Annotated in this window: 17 protein-coding genes; 7 read left to right on the top strand and 10 right to left on the bottom strand. The window is 42.8% G+C overall.

Going from position 1 to position 19,919, the window contains the following annotated elements; translation table 11 throughout:
* Positions 1-39 precede the first annotated feature (39 nt).
* Positions 40-489: a DUF302 domain-containing protein gene (locus OO007_RS04570; protein WP_131904819.1), complete on the bottom strand. Its 450-nt coding sequence runs from the start codon at positions 487-489 to the stop codon at positions 40-42.
* A gap of 168 nt (positions 490-657) precedes the next feature.
* The gene (polA, locus tag OO007_RS04565; RefSeq protein WP_325807908.1) at positions 658-3,471 is read right to left on the bottom strand and encodes a DNA polymerase I; all 2,814 of its coding nucleotides are present in this window, start codon (positions 3,469-3,471) and stop codon (positions 658-660) included.
* Positions 3,472-3,520: 49 nt separating this feature from the next.
* On the opposite strand from polA, the gene nadA reads away from it, so the two are divergent.
* The 3 genes from nadA (at position 3,521) to OO007_RS04550 (ending at position 7,635) form a co-directional block, all read left to right on the top strand.
* Positions 3,521-4,591, top strand: coding sequence for a quinolinate synthase NadA (gene nadA / locus OO007_RS04560; RefSeq protein WP_131904817.1), 1,071 nt, complete (start codon positions 3,521-3,523; stop codon positions 4,589-4,591).
* A 184-nt stretch (positions 4,592-4,775) separates the two neighbouring features.
* On the top strand, positions 4,776-5,621 hold the full coding sequence (locus tag OO007_RS04555) for an alpha/beta fold hydrolase (RefSeq protein WP_325807907.1): 846 nt from the start codon (positions 4,776-4,778) through the stop codon (positions 5,619-5,621).
* A 331-nt stretch (positions 5,622-5,952) separates the two neighbouring features.
* Complete coding sequence (locus tag OO007_RS04550; protein WP_325807906.1) at positions 5,953-7,635, top strand: ABC transporter substrate-binding protein; 1,683 nt, start codon at positions 5,953-5,955, stop codon at positions 7,633-7,635.
* A gap of 1 nt (position 7,636) precedes the next feature.
* Here OO007_RS04550 and OO007_RS04545 read toward each other — a convergent pair whose 3' ends face one another.
* From OO007_RS04545 to OO007_RS04525, 5 genes are all read right to left on the bottom strand, one after another.
* Entirely contained in the window at positions 7,637-8,398 is a 762-nt protein-coding gene (locus OO007_RS04545) for a ferredoxin--NADP reductase (protein WP_325807905.1), read from the bottom strand.
* A gap of 96 nt (positions 8,399-8,494) precedes the next feature.
* On the bottom strand, positions 8,495-8,761 hold the full coding sequence (locus tag OO007_RS04540; protein WP_131904814.1) for an oxidative damage protection protein: 267 nt from the start codon (positions 8,759-8,761) through the stop codon (positions 8,495-8,497).
* Between the two features lie 94 nt (positions 8,762-8,855).
* Positions 8,856-9,917, bottom strand: coding sequence for an A/G-specific adenine glycosylase (mutY, locus tag OO007_RS04535; protein WP_325807904.1), 1,062 nt, complete (start codon positions 9,915-9,917; stop codon positions 8,856-8,858).
* 27 nt (positions 9,918-9,944) lie between these two features.
* A complete protein-coding gene (locus OO007_RS04530) occupies positions 9,945-10,424 on the bottom strand; it encodes a GNAT family N-acetyltransferase (RefSeq protein ID WP_325807903.1) in 480 nt (159 codons plus the stop codon).
* Between the two features lie 60 nt (positions 10,425-10,484).
* The gene (locus OO007_RS04525) at positions 10,485-12,242 is read right to left on the bottom strand and encodes an ABC transporter ATP-binding protein (protein WP_325807902.1); all 1,758 of its coding nucleotides are present in this window, start codon (positions 12,240-12,242) and stop codon (positions 10,485-10,487) included.
* A gap of 109 nt (positions 12,243-12,351) precedes the next feature.
* Between OO007_RS04525 and OO007_RS04520 the strand changes: the two genes are divergently transcribed.
* The 3 genes from OO007_RS04520 to OO007_RS04510 all read left to right on the top strand — a co-directional run bounded on the left by OO007_RS04520 (position 12,352) and on the right by OO007_RS04510 (position 16,387).
* Complete coding sequence (locus OO007_RS04520; protein ID WP_325807901.1) at positions 12,352-13,389, top strand: DUF2333 family protein; 1,038 nt, start codon at positions 12,352-12,354, stop codon at positions 13,387-13,389.
* Between the two features lie 266 nt (positions 13,390-13,655).
* Positions 13,656-15,341 carry an ABC transporter permease gene (locus tag OO007_RS04515; RefSeq protein WP_131904809.1) on the top strand — a complete coding sequence of 562 codons (1,686 nt, stop codon included), beginning with the start codon at positions 13,656-13,658 and terminating at the stop codon, positions 15,339-15,341.
* A complete protein-coding gene (locus OO007_RS04510; protein WP_131904808.1) occupies positions 15,338-16,387 on the top strand; it encodes an ABC transporter ATP-binding protein in 1,050 nt (349 codons plus the stop codon). The genes OO007_RS04515 and OO007_RS04510 overlap by 4 nt, the downstream gene beginning before the upstream one ends.
* 100 nt (positions 16,388-16,487) lie before the next feature.
* Here the strand turns inward: OO007_RS04510 and OO007_RS04505 are convergent, their stop codons facing one another.
* Entirely contained in the window at positions 16,488-17,420 is a 933-nt protein-coding gene (locus OO007_RS04505; RefSeq protein WP_325807900.1) for a LysR family transcriptional regulator, read from the bottom strand.
* Between the two features lie 122 nt (positions 17,421-17,542).
* Between OO007_RS04505 and OO007_RS04500 the strand changes: the two genes are divergently transcribed.
* The gene (locus tag OO007_RS04500; RefSeq protein ID WP_325807899.1) at positions 17,543-18,277 is read left to right on the top strand and encodes an outer membrane protein; all 735 of its coding nucleotides are present in this window, start codon (positions 17,543-17,545) and stop codon (positions 18,275-18,277) included.
* A 158-nt stretch (positions 18,278-18,435) separates the two neighbouring features.
* Here OO007_RS04500 and OO007_RS04495 read toward each other — a convergent pair whose 3' ends face one another.
* Both OO007_RS04495 and OO007_RS04490 read right to left on the bottom strand, forming a co-directional pair.
* Positions 18,436-18,894, bottom strand: a complete 459-nt coding sequence (locus OO007_RS04495) for an NfeD family protein (RefSeq protein WP_131904806.1) — start codon at positions 18,892-18,894, stop codon at positions 18,436-18,438.
* Positions 18,894-19,820 carry an SPFH domain-containing protein gene (locus OO007_RS04490; protein WP_325807898.1) on the bottom strand — a complete coding sequence of 309 codons (927 nt, stop codon included), beginning with the start codon at positions 19,818-19,820 and terminating at the stop codon, positions 18,894-18,896. The genes OO007_RS04495 and OO007_RS04490 overlap by 1 nt, the downstream gene beginning before the upstream one ends.
* Positions 19,821-19,919 lie beyond the last annotated feature (99 nt).

Below are 19,919 nucleotides of genomic sequence, written 5' to 3'. Positions count from 1 at the left end.
AAGCCACCCCCCTACTTTTGAGCGTTTTTTACAAATTTTCTACTTAGTTACAGCAGTCGTTAATTTATCCAGGCCCGTTTCAACTTTTCCCAATACTGGCACGTCAGCCACATCATAATCTTTCGCAAGATCTTGCGGATTACGGTAACTCAACCACACTTTCCCGGCATCATCTTTATAAACCGCAACTTTTAGTGGTAAATCCAGAGATACAGCAGGATCTTTCTTCATGATCACAGTGCCACCTTTTGGGTTTCCGAAAATCAATACTTCTGCTTCATTCATTTTCATGTCAACGCCCGCCGCATTCTTAGTGTGGTCAACGCGTGCAAAAATATCCATACCTTTAGATTTAGCAAGTGCTTCAAATTTATCCATAGTTTCTTTGACACTATGCGCGCTCGCTTTCTTGATGATGTCTGCAGAAGCAGATACTGAAACAGCAAGACCCATGATCACTAGCATTTTTTTGAAATGATTAATTCTCATTGTAATTATCCATCCTTTATTTTATTTAAGAAGTTTCGATTTAGAAGTAAATGTATTTATTCGGTATAACAGCACAATTTATGCATATAAGCTGTACGTACAAATCTTAAGTTCAGATCAAACTTTTTAAAAAAAGTTTAGTGAAAGTTGAATAATTAACAATAAACGCTAATGAGCTTCATCCCAGTTAATACCAAGACCTGTATCTACAACTAACGGCACATCAAGTTTAGCGGCATTCACCATACGCTCTATAATCTTTGATTGGACAGCTTCGATTTCATCTTCAGCAACTTCAAACACCAATTCATCATGCACCTGCATAATCATGGTGGTATTGCTGGTGCCTTCTCGCAACCAATCATTCACCCCAATCATCGCAACTTTAATAATGTCTGCGGCTGTGCCCTGCATCGGCGCGTTAATTGCCGTACGCTCCGCGTATTGACGCCTCATGGCGTTTTTAGCATTAATTTCTGGTAGGTATAGGCGACGACCGAAAAGTGTCTCTACGTAGCCATCCTCTTTGGCTTTTTCGCGGGTGTCTTCCATATAATGTTTAACACCCGGATAACGCTTGAAATATTTAGTCACGTATTCAGCAGCCTCAGTACGAGAAACCTTGAGCTGCTTCGCCAAACCAAATGCCGACATACCGTAAATAAGACCAAAGTTGACGGCTTTTGCTGCACGACGTTGCTCGGTTTGAACGTCATCCAACCCTACTTCAAAAATTTCAGCAGCTGTCGCTCTGTGGATATCTTTACCTTGCGAGAACGCCTCTACCAAACCATCGTCACCCGACAAATGCGCCATGATGCGTAATTCTATTTGCGAATAATCAGCCGCTAAAATTTTAAAACCTTCAGGTGCCACAAACGACTGTCGAATACGTCTACCTTCCGCATTACGCACGGGAATATTCTGCAAGTTCGGATTACTCGATGACAAACGACCTGTCGCCGCAACCGCCTGATGATAAGAGGTGTGCACCCTGCCGGTTTGAGGGTTTATTTCCAATGGTAATTTTTCGGTATAAGTCGATTTCAACTTGCTCAGACCACGATGCTCTAATAACCAACGTGGTACATCGTGCTCTTCCGCCAATTCCTGCAACACATCTTCAGCGGTTGATGGCTGACCTTTCGGTGTTTTACGAATAACCGGAAGATTGAGCTTATCTTCATTAAAGAAAATTTCCTGAATTTGTTTTGGTGAACCTAAGTTGAATTCACCACCTGCAGATTCATAAATATCCTGTTCCAACTCTTTCATTCGAACCGTCAATTCTTCGCTTTGCTTAGCCAACATTTCAGCATTAACCAATACACCGTTGCGCTCGATATCGGACAACACTTTTAATAACGGCACTTCAATTTCACGATACAGTTTTTCCTGAGACTGACGCGGTTTTAATTGTGGCCAGAAGAAATTATGCAGGCGCAATGTCATATCTGCATCTTCTGCGGCGTAATAGGCAGCGCCGCGAGTCACTGTCGCCTCAACATCCGGATCATCACTTTCTTGTACGACATCGTCGATTTGAATCTGATTAAACGTGAGTTGTTTTTTACCTTTACCCGCAACGTCTTCAAATTTCACATTGATGTGACCGAGATGTTTTTCACACAGCGTATCCATATCATGGCGATTAGATACCGAATCCAGAACATAAGATTCCAGCATGGTGTCATGCGCGATACCTTTTAGCTCGATATCGTGATTTAGCAACACAGAACGGTCATATTTCAGATTTTGACCGACTTTAAGAATGGTTGGGTCTTCTAGCAGTGGTTTCAGCTTGGCCAAAGTTTCATTGAAATTCAGTTGCTGAGGCACTCCCACATAATCATGTGCTAGCGGTAAATAAGCCGCTGTGCCTGCTTTAATACAAAATGACATCCCAACCACTCTGGCGTCCATATAGGCAAGACTGGTTGTTTCAGTATCGAACGCGAATAATTTTGAATCTTTTAAATCTGCAATCCAGCTATCTAACTGTTCTTCAGTAAGAATCGTTTGATAGTCGACTTCTTTAATCTCTTCTATTTCCGGGATACCAATTTCTTCGCTATCACTATTAGAACCTACGGCTTCAGGTTTTAACTGAATCGGCGTATCTGAGGTTGATTGCAAATTGCTTAAACGCGTACGGAAACCATACTTTTGATAAAGCTCGGCCAGTAGCTGTTTATTTTCTTTGTTAAAGCTTAAGTACTCTGGCGATACATCCAGCTCAAGATCACATTTAATCGTCACCAATTCATACGATAACGGCAAAAACTCCAATGACTCACGTAAGTTTTCACCAATCTTGCCACCAAATTTATCCGCGTTTTGCATGATCGCGTCGAGAGAATCGTATTCGGTCAACCACTTAACAGCAGTCTTCGGCCCCACTTTTGGTACACCCGGAATATTGTCGACCTTATCCCCCATCAACGCTAAATAATCTCGAATGCGTTCTGGTGGCACACCGTATTTTTCAATCACGCCTGCGCGATCGTGGAAGCTATTCGACATGGTGTTGATCAAACTGATCTGGTCATCCACCAATTGCGCCATATCTTTATCGCCGGTAGAGATGATTACATCACCGTCATACAGTTTCGACATGGTGCCGATCACATCATCAGCCTCAACACCTGGCATCACAATCATCGGGTAGCCTTGTGCTTCGATAATCTTGTGTAGCGGCTCGATTTGATCGCGCAACTCATCCGGCATTGGTGGGCGCGTGGCTTTATATTCTGGGAACATGTCATTACGGAAGGTTTTACCCTTCGCATCAAAAATTACCGCCATGTGATCTGGCTGATAATCTTTCCTCAATCTATCGAGCATATTTAACACGCCGTGAATCGCGTTAGTTTGCATCCCGTCTGGGCTGGTAAGGCTCGATGGTAATGCGTAAAACGCACGGAATAAGTACGATGAACCATCGACGAGAACTAAAGGTTTACTGGTATTTTTATCTGACATGGATTGATATACTGTTGAAATCTAGGATTCGAGACCCAAAGTATAAAACATGTCTACTGTTACAGCACCCATCATTCCTGAATTTAAAGTTCCGGTAACGGCACAAATCGAAAATTTGAGCCCACATTACACGCCCGAAGAAAAAGAAGCCGTCAAAGATGAGATTAAAAAACTCCTGAAAGAACAGGATGCCGTCTTGGTTGCGCATTACTATGTTGATCAAGAACTGCAAGAACTTGCAGAAGAAACCGGTGGTTACGTTTCTGATTCACTCGACATGGCAAAGTTTGGTAACGAACATCCTGCCAAAACATTAATTGTTGCCGGCGTTCGTTTCATGGGTGAAACGGCAAAAATTCTGACCCCTGAAAAACGCGTGTTAATGCCAACACTCGAAGCGGAATGTTCTCTGGACCTTAGTTGTCCAATTGAAGATTTTGCACCATTTTGTGATGCGCACCCTGACCATACCGTTGTGGTTTATGCCAATACCAGCGCGGATGTAAAAGCACGTGCTGATTATGTGGTTACTTCGGGTATCGCTTTAGACTTAGTCAGCTGGCTCGGCAAACAAGGTAAAAAAGTATTATGGGCACCTGACAAACACCTCGGTAATTACATTCAGAAAGTTTCGGGTGTTGAGATGTTACGCTGGCAAGGCGCCTGCATCGTGCACGACGAATTCAAAACCCGATCATTGGGCGAGCTTATCGAAAAGCATCCTGATGCTGGTGTTCTGGTGCATCCTGAATCTCCCGAAGAAATTATCGCGATGGCTGATGTTGTTGGTTCAACCACCCAAATTATCAATGCCGCGAGAGAAATGCCAAATAAGGAATTCATTGTTGCCACCGACAAAGGGATTTTCTACAAAATGCAGCAAGAAGCACCCGGCAAAGTTTTCATTCCTGCGCCGACTCATGGTGATGGTGCAACCTGTGTGAGTTGTGCACATTGCCCATGGATGGCTATGAACGGCCTGCACAATTTATTAGAAGTGTTGAAGAACGGAAATAATGAAATTTTCGTTGATGAAGAAGTGCGCGTAAAGGCACTTAGATCGACACAACGCATGCTCGATTTTGCCACTAGCCAATCAATGAGCAAAGTTTCAGCGTAAATAATCATCCATCTATATTTAATACACCCCCCTACTTATAGCGACTTTTTCTAAAAACTCGCTATAAGTAGAGGGGTGTATTGACATTTGTTTTAATTTGCACAAAAACAATTTTCTATTTTCAAACTAACTCATTAAAATTAAAGACACCTATGTCTAAAGATCTTTGTCTAAGTTAGTTGATATGAAAATCACGCGCAAGCAGCTATTCACTCCACTCATTTCAGTGATTCTTTCGTTAATCACTATTCCTATTTTCTGTGTAGTTATTGGCTTGTTTTCTGGCAGCGCAATGGCGCAACAGCCGGCAACAGAAAGCTCCAGCAAAGCACCTGAAAATAACGAAAAATACACGTTCGTGATCGTACACGGTGCCACAGGTGGCGGCTGGGATTGGAAAACCGTCGCACAACACCTGTCCGCAAAAGGTCACATCGTTTATAGACCTACCCTCACAGGCCTGGGTGATAAGTATCATTTAGCTAGCCCAGAAATCAACCTCACCACACATATCAATGACATTGTGAATATGATTATTTTCGAGCGTTTAAATAATATCGTTCTGGTAGGTCACAGTTATGGGGGAATGGTTTTAACAGGCGTTATGAACCGTATCCCACAGCGTATTCGTCATGTGACTTTTGTCGATGCGATGGTGCCTGATGATGGTATGTCGATGATTGATGTAAAACCATTAAAACCCAGCTATAAAGTGATTGACGGGATGATTCACTTCCCCTGGTTAAAATTTGACAAACCTTACCCAAGAGACGTTATCCAGTCATATAAAACTTACACCGAACCCGTATCTTATATAAACCCTGCGGCAAAACGATTAGATACGACTTACCTTGCCTTTGTCCCAAAAGGGATGTCGGTCGAGAAGCGTTCACGAGATATTTCCTGGCAACGGGCTAAAGAGCGAGGCTGGACAATCCGTACCTTTAAAGGCAATCATGTCGTCTACAGAAAAAAACCGGCAGAGTTTTCAACGGTGCTTATAGAAACAGTAACCGATGAAAATTTATAAATTAAAACCTTAAGACCTGTCTGCCTGAATTCTAAAACCCTGCGTTTAGGTAAATAAAAAAACGCCCCTAAGTAGGGGGGTGGCTTTGGTTTAAAGGGTTTTCAATCTGCTTATAAACTAATCACATTGATACTTTCTTGTGCATTAGAACAATGATTCAGTCAAATTTAACAAATACGTATGCATGAAAACCTTTATTTGACAAATAAATGCTGATTATAAATTAGTATATGTTAATATTTTTACCCGTTTCTCTCCAAGCTACATGGGTTGAGAAGCACCCACGCCTTACTTACTCCGAATAAATAACACTTTTAATGCGACAGTCTTTTTGAATAAACATATTGCGACCATAGTTGTGACCCGAGCCTTGCACCAACTTATTGTGCTTCTATGCTTTTCATTGTTGATGATGGCTAAGCCAGCTGTGTCACAAGAGTCACAAGAGCTCAAACTAGGTCATCGCTGTGAAAGCATTAGTCCGGTTTTCGCCTCAACCGGAGAGTGTTATCGATTACTCAATGATATCTTCGAAGGATTGATTCGAGTCGGTAAATATGGCGAACCTGAACCCGGCGCGGCAAAACGCTGGCGCATTAATGCGTTGGATAAAACCATCGTCTTCTATTTAAACCCATCTAAACGCTGGAGTGATGGCTCTCCGGTTGTTGCGAATGATTTTGCGCTCGCCTGGCAATCAGTCCTGAAAACATCAAAAAACCAAAATGCATTGTACTTCGCGCTGATGAATTTAGCAGGTGCAAAAGAATACAGTGAAGGCTCCTCAAAGGTACTCAAAGGCATTCAGGTTATAGATCCGTATACGCTCCGACTTGAGTTTGATACGTTTGACCCGTTGTTTTATCAACGCACGCTAAACGCTGCACTATTTCCGGTACCTTCGCACTTTGTAAAAAAACACGGAGACCACTGGAGTAACAGAACAGATATTCCTTTTAACGGTCAGTACAAACCCATCTTGAATACTTTTTATCATTCCAGCGGGCACAACCACCTGGATTTAAAAGAAATTCATTTAGTGAAAAATACTGCTCATCCTGAAAGTAGTCAGTTAAAAATACCCAAAATACACTATGTCTATGTCTCAGAAAAAGACGAACCACAAAAAGATGCATTACGTTATTACACGGACCCAAAAACAGCGCTGCATATTTCTTACGTATCAGCTGGCAATACAAAATTAATCAGTAATTTTTTGGAGAGTAAGAATTGCAGCTTGATTGAACAACCCTCAACGGCAGTCTATTTATTAAGTATAAATCGTGACCGTGTTGAACCTAAACTTGTTGAAGCTATTAAGAATATCGTAGAGCCCGAAGAGGTCTTTTCACGGGCATCCCGTCGTGTTCAAGGATCACCAACACGTAGATTGGTCCCGTTACCAAACCTTAAGGCCTATTCTGATCTGCCGTTAAAAAATACCAACTATGAGCTCAATAAAAGTCAGCGACATGATAAGGCTAGGAAGCTTCTTCAGGAAATTGACATTAGCCCTCTCTCGCCCAAAACATTGACCTTATTGGTTACCTCAGATAATAAATCGAGCCACTTGGCGAGGGTTTTAACACCTATTTTAATTCCCTTTGGCATAAAGTTAAAACTGGAACAACCCACCTCTTCTGACAGTTTTGATAAAATGAGGGTGAGTGAAAATTACGATTTATCGATATTCCAATGGTTTGTTGCTCTGCCCGATCCTTCTGGATTTTTTATCAGCATGTCTCAATTGCCTAGAATTTTTCAAGCTGAGGATAAACGTCATTTTGATACATTAATGCGGGAGGCAAATAATAGTAAAGGCACAAAGCGTTTTGAAAAATTTAGAGATGCAGAAGAATTCTATTTGAGTAAAAGCAGCGCTATTCCCATTATTCGCCCGTCTTTAAAGCTCATGGCACATAATGATGTTTGCGGTCTTACACCGGCACAAAGCCTTATTTTTCCTTCAGCCTGGTTGTCGTGGTGTCCGAAACAATCGGAAATTCCGAACTGACTTAAAAATATTGCTCTGAAGAAACATGCCCGGGTTTGTGATTTAAATGTCTGTCCATACCACGTTTTAATAACACGGCTTTAGTATCATTCAACAAACCACTATTCCCACACAGCATCACATGCGAGTTTTCCTTGTTAATTTCCAAACCCGCTTTCGCTTCTAGTTCACCGTTCTCAATTAAGGCAGGAATGCGTCCTTTGAGTGATCCTTCATGATCTTCACGACTGACGATAGAAATAAATTGAAACTGATCGGGTTGTTCTGCCGCAAACTGCTCAATGAGTTCTGAGTAATTCAATTCGTTGGCGTAAGGAACCGCATGCACCAAGGTGATTTTTTCAAATCGCTCCCACGCTTCATCGGTTTTCAGCATCGACAAATAAGGACCTACGCCCGTGCCTGTAGAAAGCATCCACAGATGTTTGCAATCCGGGATTTGTGACAACACAAAAAAGCCAACGCAAGGTTGCGCAATTTCTAAAGTATCACCCGGTTTTAAAGCTGCCAAGGCATTTGACACTTTGCCTTCTGGCACAGTGTTGAAATAGACCTCGGCATATTTTTCATCAGGGGTATTGATTAACGAGTAGGGATTAGCAAATTTATCTAATTCACCTTCATCGTTTTCTGCTTCGATTTGCAAGCGTGCAAACTGACCCGGTTTAAAAGGCAATAGCTCAGCGTCGAAGATCAGGGCAAAGTGCCTATCTGTCAATTTTCGGTTTTCGATAACCGTTGCTGGAACCCAGTTTGCTGCCATTTTATGTATTCTCTTATGGTCACCCCCCCACTTTCAGGAGGTTTTTTATGACCGGTCTAATGTAACCCGATCTAATCGGGTCTATTAGCGATAAATCTATTCAGGGACGAAATTGTCGACTGACGATGGACCTTCCCCTAATAAGAACTTTTCCATTTCTTCTTCAAGAAATTTACGGTCTTTAGGATTGATCGGTGATAGACGATACTCATTGAGTAACATTGTTTGATGGTTTACCCATCCCTGCCATGCTTCTTTTGAGATATTGTCATAAATTTTCTGTCCTAACTCACCCGGGTAAGTCAGTGTGTCTAAACCTTCTGCTTCTTTGCCTAGCTTAATGCAATTAACCATTCTTGCCATGTTTCTGTCCTTTAATTTCTAGTAACGTATTTATTAAGTTTTTGTCTTCAAATTTTTCTAGATTTTTCTATATTTTTCTAAATTTTTGATCAGATCACTGTCTGACCAAGGTGTTTAAAAGTGTGCTTACAGGGGCTGCAAGACCACCATTGAATTCTGTGTTGACGTTATACCAGAGCTTGTCTGTTTTCTCCATCACACTCATTTTAATGGGGGCTTTAAGCTGAATTATCAAGGGTTGAATGTGTAATTTGAAGTGACTAAACGTATGACTAAGCACATCGTGTCGTTGCACTTTTTCGCTCCATTCGCCCAGGAACTCCTGTGTCCAGTTTTCAGCGTCATGCTGTGTTTCGAACTGAGGAAAACACCAGAGTCCGCCCCATATTCCTGTCGGAGGACGCTTCTGCATAAACACATCACCTGCTTCATCTTTAACGATGAGCATAATCGTTTTTTTCTCGGGGATGATTTTCTTCGGCTTTTTAGCAGGCAATTCAGCTTGTCGACTATCAGCAAACGCAATGCAATCGCTTTTCATCGGGCAATCATCACAACGTGGTTTACTGCGGGTACACAGCGTTGCACCCAAGTCCATAATGGCCTGAGTGTAATCAGCGTTGCGCGTTTTGGGTGTGGTTTGTTCGGCAAGCGTCCACAGTTCTTTTAACACCGCAGATTTTCCTGCCCAGCCTTCCACCGCAAATACCCGACTTAGCACGCGCTTTACATTACCGTCCAAGATAGGTTCTGGCAGATTACTGGCAATGGATAAAATTGCCGCGCCGGTAGAACGGCCAATGCCTTTTAAGCGCTGGATATTCTCAATATCACACGGAAACTCACCATTAAATTCATCCCTTACCATTATCGCTGCCGCGTGCATATTGCGCGCACGGGCGTAATAACCTAAACCTGACCAGTGCTTTAAGACTTCATCCTGCTCGGCATCTGCCAAAGCAGTCACCGTAGGAAACGATGTCATAAAGCGGTGAAAGTAAGGGATGACCGTTTTCACTTGGGTTTGCTGCAACATAATCTCAGACACCCAGACACGATAGGGGCTGATATCCTGTTGCCACGGTAAATCTTTACGACCGTGATCATCAAACCAGTGCAGTAATTTATCTGCGAACGATAATTTATTTTTACTCATATATTTTTGTAGGGGGTGGCTAAGCCGTTATGTGGATGAATCAAATTGATAACGGAAAAATTCAACGCTTGGGTCAGCATCGTCAAAATAAGGGGCGCAATGTTTAAAACCATAGTGTTGATAAAGATGCTTGGCTGATTCCATTATCGGTAGGGTTTCTAACACCACTGTTTCATAACCCATTGCCTTTGCACTCTCCATTGCCGCATTAAACACCTTTTTGCCTATGCCTTTTTTACGGTGCGATTCTCGCACAAACAAACGTTTAAACTCCGCTTCTGTTTCTGCTTTATCGATTCGTGGTCTTATCGCTGCGCAGGCGACTGGTTCGTCATCATCGAACACCAAATAAATTGCTCCCTTTGGGGCGGCATAGCGACCGGGCAAACTCGCTAATTCCTCTTCGAACCCCTGAAAACAAATATCCACATTTAACCAAGCCTGATATTCACAAAAGAAATCACGGACTATCCCCATATCTTCAGATTGTGCTTCAACTATTTTCATTTGGTCACCCCCCTACTTTGAAAGCATATTTTTCAGAAGAATTTAAATAAAAGCTTAGCGTTAATTCTGCTTAAGAAACTCGCCGCTTTGGTGCTTCCACATGGTTGCATATTTACCGCCTTTATCAAGTAATTCCTGATGCGTCCCTTGCTCAATAATTTTACCGCTATCGAGTACCAGAATTCGGTCCATACGCAAAATAGTAGATAAACGATGGGCAATCACAATCGCTGTTTTCTCTTCGATTAGCTCAAAGATAGCTGATTGAATTTGTTTTTCGGTGATGGAATCCAGCGCGCTTGTGGCTTCATCCAACACCACGATAGGCGCATCTTCCAGAAAAGCTCGAGCCAAAGCGATGCGTTGCTTTTCGCCACCTGAAAGCTTTACGCCGCGTTCACCCACCATTGTTTCGAACTGCTCTGGCAGGCTTTGAATAAAGTCCAGGCAACCAGAGTTTTTAGCCGCTTTGATCAACGCCTCTTCACTGACTTCTTCACCCAGTAAAATATTTTCTCGCACGGTTCGGTGAAACAACTCGGGTTGTTGTGGCACTAATGAAATCTGATTGCGTAATGATGACAGAGTAAAGTCTTTGGCATCCTGACCATCGAATAAAATCTTGCCTTGTTGTGGTTCGAAAAAGCGAAACAGCAATTTAGTCAGTGAAGTTTTTCCTGAACCAGAATGCCCCACTAAGGCAATCTTCTCACCGGGTTTTATATCCAGTGAAAAGTCTTCGAACAATCCATCCTGGCTTTTGTCACTGCTTGAATAGGCAAAATTAATGTTTTTGATTTGAATGCCACCGTTACTGATTTTCAAATCTTTGGCGGTGGCAGAATCTCGCTCGAAATCATCATTTTTAAAGACATCAGCCATCTCTGCAGCATCGGCTAAGGCGGTGAAAAAGTTTCTGAAATTTCGTCCAAATTCCCAGAGACGCTGCACCAAAATCAACAGAATCGATTGGAATAAAACAAATTCGCCGACATTGAATAGGCCCAGCTCCCACTTACCGATCATTTTGTACACTAGTACTAGCTCGATGCCCATGGTCAAAAAGCCTTGAACCGCAAATGAAACAAACATCAATATCCAGGCGATCTTAGTTTTTTGATAAACCACATCGGCTTTTTCATCGATGTTGTTTTGTTCGCTTTTTTCTAGGGCGAAGCTTTTAACAATAAAGATATTGCTGATTGCATCAGAATAGGCACCCCCCAACTTTGAGTCACTTTCTGCAACGGCTTTATCGTATTTCAATTTCCAGATGGAAAAGCCCACGCTCCAGATAATGAATCCAATCACCCATACCAGAAAATAGTAAGCAAACTCAGGGTAGTGTTGATAGAAGATAATAAAAGCGATCGAGATGCTTAATACATTTTGCACAAACTGGAAAATAAACCAGTCCACAATCACTTCATAAGAGCGTGAAAAGCGTCCTGCCTGTTTGATTAAACTGCCCGAGAAATTATTTTCGAAATACAGAAATTTCTGACGTTTCAATACCTTGAAGCAGCGCTTGTTCAACAGGCGCATACCACCGCCATCAACAGGCACGATACCGATTTCAAGCACACGCCAGGATAGCCATATACCGGCATAGAACAGGACAATCATCCAGAAGTTATGCAACATCATCGCGCTGGTTTCTACGCTAAAAGGCTCGGCAAAACCATTCGCAATATTTTTATAAAAAACAGGCACATAGATCCCTAGGAACGTCGCAGAGACAATCCCGATCATTACCAGTAAAAATGCCCATCGCACTTGCAATGCCACATTGATATATTCTTTAAAAATGGTTTTCATAAGAGGTATTTATTAGATTTCACCAGAACTTCGCACAGTGTACTTGATAAGTCGCGCTTAAAGCCGCATATTTGATTCATCTCACACTAATTTAATCTTGGAGTTTCACATGGGTGCAGTTGGAAAAGTATTTTCATTATACAAACCCTCAACCTGGAAAGAAAAAGGCCTTAAGTGGACAATAGGAATGTTTATTGTCACCCTGCTCATTCTGTCATTTTTACTGATGTTTTACTGGAGCCGCGAACCCGCTCGCTTTGATGTAAATACCAATGCACAAAACTATGCCGATGAAATGGGAGCTGAAATGGTAACTGGCTTTACCACGACCGCAACATTATCTCAGCTGATGAAAACCCTACTCGACAAACCCGGTGGATTCCTCGAGAACGATCGCATGCCTCCCGGCGTATTCATGGACAATATGCCTAATTGGGAATTTGGTGTACTGGTGCAAGCGCGTGATCTGGCATTGGCGTTACGAAACGATTTAAGTCGTTCACAATCGCAGTCGCAGGAAGATGATGACTTGATCAACACCGCAACTAAATTTCATACAGACACCAATTTATGGATTTTACCGCCTGCCGAAAGCCAATACAGAGACGGCATTAAAACACTGGATAAGTATCTTGCAAGATTATCCAGTACAGGAAAAAACAATGCACAATTCTACGCACGTGCTGACAATTTAGGTGACTGGGTAGACTTAGTTAAAAAACGCCTGGGATCTTTAGCGCAAGAATTGAGTTCTAGTGTGGGTAGAGAGCAACTGGATACGTCACTGGCTGGCGATAAAAACGCTAAACAATCGACGCCGAATGCAGAATCGAACTATGTTAAAACGGGCTGGTTTAAAATCGATGATGTGTTTTATGAAGCACGTGGTCAGACCTATGCACTGATTCATATCTTACGTGCGATTGAAGTCGATTTTAACGACGTGCTAAAAGACAAAAATGCACTGATTAGTTTGCGTCAGATTATTCGTGAATTGGAAGGTACTCAGCAAGCTATCTGGAGTCCGGTGATTCTTAACGGCAAAGGGTTTGGCTTTGTGACCAATCACTCTTTGGTGATGGCGTCATACATATCACGTGCTAACGCAGCCTTGATTGATCTTGAGAGATTGTTGAAGCAAGGTTAACGACCTAAGTCTTTTTAAACTGATCGCGCATTTGCCGTTGTGTCAGTTTCTAAAGACAGCCTTCAAATCCTTTGAAATGTGTATCGAGTACACTCTGTGCTTGATGCGCCTTTTAAAAGAATAATCAACATCACGAAAACTCCCCTCAAAGTAGGGGGGTGCCTTTAATCTCTTTTTCCGGTTATTCACTCGTTTTCATCAAGGTTTAATTGCGAATAATTCTCATTTAATTTAAACTCTCGCCACTCTTAATATTTAACGCTGTAATGAATAATCAGTCTACAAATCAAACATCTTCCAAAGCAGGATTTCGCTTACCAAAGCTGAATCGTTGGAATGTTTCTATTGTGACGATCGCGTTATTAATGGCGCTACCCGTTCTGGTTGTCGCAAGCTTTTTATTTCAGCCTTTTAATGAAAACTGGACGCATTTATACGATTACCTGTTAAAGGATTACATCACTAATTCTTTAATTCTTATGGTCGGCGTTTCTGCTGGTGTGTTGAGTATCGGTATCACCACTGCCTGGTTGACCAGCATGTGCGAATTCCCCGGACGGCGTTTTTTTTCCTGGGCTTTATTATTGCCATTAGCAATTCCTGCTTACATCATCGCTTATACCTACACCGGCATGCTGGATTTTGCGGGCCCTCTTCAGACCTTACTGCGTGAAACGTTTGGCTGGAGTGCAAGGGATTACTGGTTTCCTGAAGTACGCTCAATCGGTGGCGCTATCCTAATGCTGTCGTTAGTGCTTTATCCGTATGTCTATATGATGGCACGCGCGGCATTTTTGGATCAATCGATCGCGGTACTTGAAGCGAGTCGCACCCTCGGTAATTCACCGCTACAAGGGTTTTATCGTGTGGCTTTACCGCTGGCACGCCCTGCGATTGTGACGGGCTTATCGTTGGCGCTAATGGAAACACTCGCTGATTACGGCACGGTTCAATATTTTGGCATCCCAACGTTTACCACGGGTATTTTTCGTACCTGGTTTGGCGTGGGCGATGGTGGAACGGCTGCTCAATTAGCGGCGTTATTATTAGGCTTTGTATTCGCATTGCTAATGCTAGAGAAGTGGTCACGTAAGCGCGCAAAATTCCATCATTCCACCAATAAATATTCAACCATCAAACGCTATCAAATGAAAGGCTGGATGGCCGCTTTAGTCGTGTTTGCCTGTTTTATGCCGCTGTTATTGGGCTTTATAATTCCTGCCTTGCAGTTATTCGTGTGGACATTCACCACCGCAGAAGAAGTGATCGATGCATCCTTTTTTGTGCTGGTGGGTAATAGTTTAATGCTCGCGGCTTTGGCAGCATTGATTGCCGTTAGCATTGCCTTGTTATTGGGTTACGGTAAGCGACTGCGCAAAACCAAAGTCATTAACACCAGTGTTAATGTCGCTTCAATGGGGTACGCCATTCCGGGTACCGTTATCGCCGTGGGCGTGATGGTACCTTTTGCCTGGCTGGATAATAGTATTGATGCGTGGATGCGAGAGCACTTTGATATCTCCACTGGCTTAATATTCTCAGGTACCCTGTTTGCGCTGCTATTTGCCTACACCGTGCGCTTTTTAGCGGTTTCCATTCAAGCCATTGATTCTGGTTTAGGTAAAATTAAACCAACCATGGACGACGCTGGTCGCTCACTAGGCTTAACACCTTTCGGAGTGCTTCGTCGGATTCACATGCCGATAATGCGCGGCACGGTATTAACCGCCTTGTTACTGGTATTCGTGGATGTATTAAAAGAATTACCCGCAACGCTGATTATGCGCCCCTTTAACTTTAATACCTTAGCGGTTCGTGCCTATGAAATGGCGGCGGATGAACGTTTACCCGATGCCGGAGCACCATCTTTAATGATTGTTTTAGTTGGAATCATTCCAGTGATATTGTTAAGCCACGCCATTAGCCACTCCCGTGCTGGAGAACACAAATGAAAATACTCCACGTAGATAACGTTTCCATTGCTTATGATCAAAACGAGGTTGTCACACAGGCAAGTTTTGAGTTAGATAAAGGTGAAATTGGCTGTCTACTAGGGCCTAGTGGTTGTGGAAAAACCACCTTGTTACGCGCCATAGCTGGTTTTGAACCGATTACACACGGCAGCATAAAACTAGTCGACACAACCGTGAGCAACGTCGGTTACACGATGCCGCCCGAAAAAAGAAATATCGGCATGGTGTTTCAGGATTTTGCGCTCTTTCCTCATCTGACTATTGCTGAAAATATTGGCTTTGGCATACGCCACTTGAGTAAAAAAGATAAATCAGAACGTATTAAACAATTACTAGAACTCATCAATCTGCAAGATTATGGCTCGCGTTATCCGCATGAATTATCCGGTGGGCAACAACAACGTATTGCGCTCGCACGCGGCTTGGCACCTAAGCCCGATTTATTATTACTGGATGAACCATTCTCCAGCATGGACGCCGAACTACGCGAAGAATTAGCCAGAGAAGTCCGCAGCATTCTGAAGCACGAAAACATCACCGCCGTATTAGTGACCCACGATCAAAATGAAGCGTTTGCGATGGCAGATAGCATCGGTGTAATCAATCAGGGCAAGTTACTGCAATGGGGAAGTGGTTACGAGTTATATCACGAACCCGAATCATTATTCGTCGCTGACTTTATCGGTTCTGGTGTGTTTATCGATGGCGAAGTAATGGAAGGCAATGTCATCAAAACATCGCTCGCCTCTTTGGAAGGCATCTCTCCTCCCGAATGCAAGCCGGGTTGTAAGGTGAAAGTATTAGTACGCCCTGATGACATCGTTCATGATGACTGCAGCCCGCGTAAAGCGAAAATAGTATCCAGAGTTTTCAGAGGTGCAAATAACCTTTTCACGCTGGAAATGGAAGATGGCACGCAACTATTGTCGCTGGTGCATTCACATCATAATCACGAAGTCGGAGAAGAGCTGGGAATCATCATGGAATTTGAGCATTTGGTGGTTTTTCCGGATAAGCCTCAATAAATCCGAACAAGACTAATCTTAATGACACCCCCCTACTTTAAGGCACTTTTTTTAGGTATTTAAACCCATTCACAAACATAAAAATTATTTTATGGGTGGATCAAAGTGGGTGACCTTTGACTTCTTTGGCAAGGAATCGTACTAAAAGTAATGTCAGATTTTCTCGACGTGATTTATCTGGCCACACAGCATAGTAACCCAGTGGTCTTAGTTTCCACTCTGGAAGCACATGTACTAATTCACCCGAAGCAATAAGATCTACAACCAAGTGAACAGGTAGAATTGTTACGCCCAGGTTTTGGAGTGTAAAGTGCTTTAAAGCTTCAGAACTGTTTAAACTTATCGAAGCATTTTCTTGAATGGTGACAGACTCACCCGTAGTTGAAATTAACTCGATAGCACTAGGTCTACTCTGAAAGCGTAACCAATCCCAGTCTTTTAAGTCTGATGGGTGTTTTGGTATTTGGCGACCTTCTGCATATTTCTTACCAGCAACAAGAAGTCTCCCACTCTCCCCCAATTTACGAGACATCATAGAACTATCTTCTAATAAGCCTACTCGAACTACCCGAATACTCAAATCAAGGCCTTCTTCTAAGATATCCATCACTTGATCTGAATAGGTCAACGTTAAAGATACTTTTGGGTGCTGACGAGCAAACTCAGCTATCGCGGTAGAGATAGTTGATGAGGCTAGAAAAGCTGGAAGTGCAATTTTCAACGAACCAATAGACTCCTGAGAAAGGACGTTAAGCTCGTTTAATCCAGCTTCAGCATTTCTCGTGATTTCAGCGGCATAAGCGTAAAACTTCTTTCCCTCATTGGTAAGGAAGAGTTTGCGTGTCGTTCGATGCATCAGAGTAACGTTAAGATATTGCTCAAGATCTGACACCGTTTCACTGACTCTTGAAGGTGCTATACCAAGTGTTTTCGCTGCAGCACGAAATGATCCTTCATCCACCACACTCGCAAACACACTCATATGGCGCAGGTAATTTATCATTGTTCCGAATACCAGAATTATGAAATACATTTATTGTATCTACTCAGAACAATAAGTAAACGATATATTTAATCCCACAACTCGCAGTAGTAATTCAACTGCTTGAAACATTTAATTAAACGATCAAAAAAACAGTATAAAAAGGTACTCTGATGAACACAGCAAAGAACAAGGTAAAAAAACAATTAGTGCTAGCCATCGCAGTGGCATTAGCCACTCCTTCAATCGCTTTAGCAGAAGGATTCTATGCAACGGCACAGCTTGGTGTTAGCGAGCAAGCGAGCGATTCTGAACCGACAGGTAACAACATTGCAACAGATTCAGATTTCCCTGCAAAGTTTGATTCTGGTGACAGTAGCGTTGCTGGCATTGGTATCGGTTACAAATTCAGTGAAAAGTTTCGCATTGAAGGCCGTCTTACTCACCGCGATGGAGACTTCAATGACAAAAATATCGGAACTGGGGCACGAGCAGGTGAAGAATATATCCTCAACGGTAACATCGAAAGCACAGCCCTGACTGTAGAAGGGTTTTATGACTTTCCAAACAGCACATTATTCACACCATACATTAAAGCGGGATTAGGTGTATCTGACAACAGTTACTCAGCTCGACTTGGTGGCGCAGGTGTAGCAGCATTCGATGCCTTTGACGGAGCAGCCGACGGTTACTACGATGCCTATGCAGACAGGGATTCCACAGAACTCTCCTGGAATGTTGGTATTGGTGGAAACTATAAGTTATCTAAGCGCACTTCGATCTATGGCGAATATCAGTATGCTTCATTTGGTGATGTGAAAACTGGATCGGATTCTTTTACCGATGGATTTAAAATAGACGATGTTTCGGCACATGAATTTGTAGCGGGCGTTCGTATAGATTTCTAAATTTGCATCAATTAAAGCCCCAAAAACAACAGCCCTCTCTCGAGGGCTGTTGTTTAATGAGTTGCATCATACTTGCAATAACTCACCCCCCCCCCCCACCTTTTGAGCTGTTTTTAAAAAAAGTGCTCATAAGTAGGGGGGTGGCTTAATCAATTAACTTAAACAGGCTCTACCAGAAGCACAGCACCTTTAACGCCAACTACCTTAACTGAAGTACCTTCTGCAGTGTCAGGTCCCTGTGCTTTCCAGGTTGATTCGCCGACTTTTACGCGCCCACTACCATTGATAATGGCTTTTTCAACTTCGTATACATTACCAGTAAGTTCGTGTTCGAGCTGACCCAGCGTCGGGTCGTCTGTATTTGCTGATTTGCGGCTGAAAAAGGTGCGTCCCACTAAAATAGAGGCAATGCTCGCAATTGAAAATATAATAAATTGCATTTGCCAGCTCATTTCCGGCAATGCTAATAAGGTTAAGCCAGTCACACCCGCCGCGGCACCCATCCACATAAAAAATGCGGCAGGGGAAAACACTTCAAGAATCACAAGTACAATGGCGAAAACCCACCAGTGCCAAAATTGAAGATTATCAAAAAGCCCGTTGGTTAAGCCTTCCATTATTTTTCTCCGTTCTTATCACTGCTACCAAACGTTTCTTTGGTAATTTCTGCGATGCCGGCGATTGATCCCATCAGACTAGCGGCTTCCATTGGCATCATTACGATTTTAGAATTGTTTGCAGATCCTATGTCTTTAAGTGCCTCAGTGTATTTTTGCGCAACAAAGTAGTTGATTGCTTGCACATCACCTTGGGCGATTGCTTGAGATACCATGGTCGTTGCTTTGGCTTCTGCTTCGGCTAAACGTTCACGTGCTTCTGCTTCTCTGAATGATGCTTCTTTCTCACCTTCTGCGGCTAATATTGCAGATTGTTTAATGCCTTCTGCATTCAGTATTTGTGCGGCACGTGTGCCTTCGGCTTCTAGTATCAATGCACGTTTTTCACGTTCTGCTTTCATCTGACGACCCATCGACTCGACAAGGTCCATTGGTGGGTTGATGTCTTTAATTTCAATACGTGTGACTTTAATTCCCCACGTTGCTGCCGCTTCATCGACCACCACGAGCAGTCTGGAGTTAATCTCGTCACGCTTGGATAGCAACTCATCCAGATCCATCGAGCCCATCACACTTCGGATATTTGTCATCGTGATATTTAAAATCGCACGATACATATCATTTACGCGATAGGCTGATTTAGCCGCATCCATTACCCGAAAGAACACCACACCGTCTGCTGTTACCATCGCGTTATCTTTGGTGATAACTTCTTGCTGAGGTACGTCAGCGACCTGTTCCATCATATTGACTTTGGCACCGATGCCGTCGATAAATGGAATAATAAATTGTATGCCTGGCTTCAAGGTACGCGTGTATCGACCGAAGCGTTCAACCGTATATTCCATCCCTTGAGGAACACGCTTGACGCCCATTATGATCATAATAATGGCGAATACGACTATGACTATGGGTAACAATTCCATGAAAATCTCCAGTTAATATTTATATTTATTTGGGCAATTAAAATTGATTATATTTTAATCGATAATGAGGGCAAAACGCCCGTTTTTCAAGTAGATTCC

Source organism: Cocleimonas sp. KMM 6892 (genome assembly GCF_035798195.1).
Taxonomy (GTDB): domain Bacteria; phylum Pseudomonadota; class Gammaproteobacteria; order Thiotrichales; family Thiotrichaceae; genus Cocleimonas; species Cocleimonas flava.
This window is presented reverse-complemented; position numbering and strand designations above follow the sequence as displayed.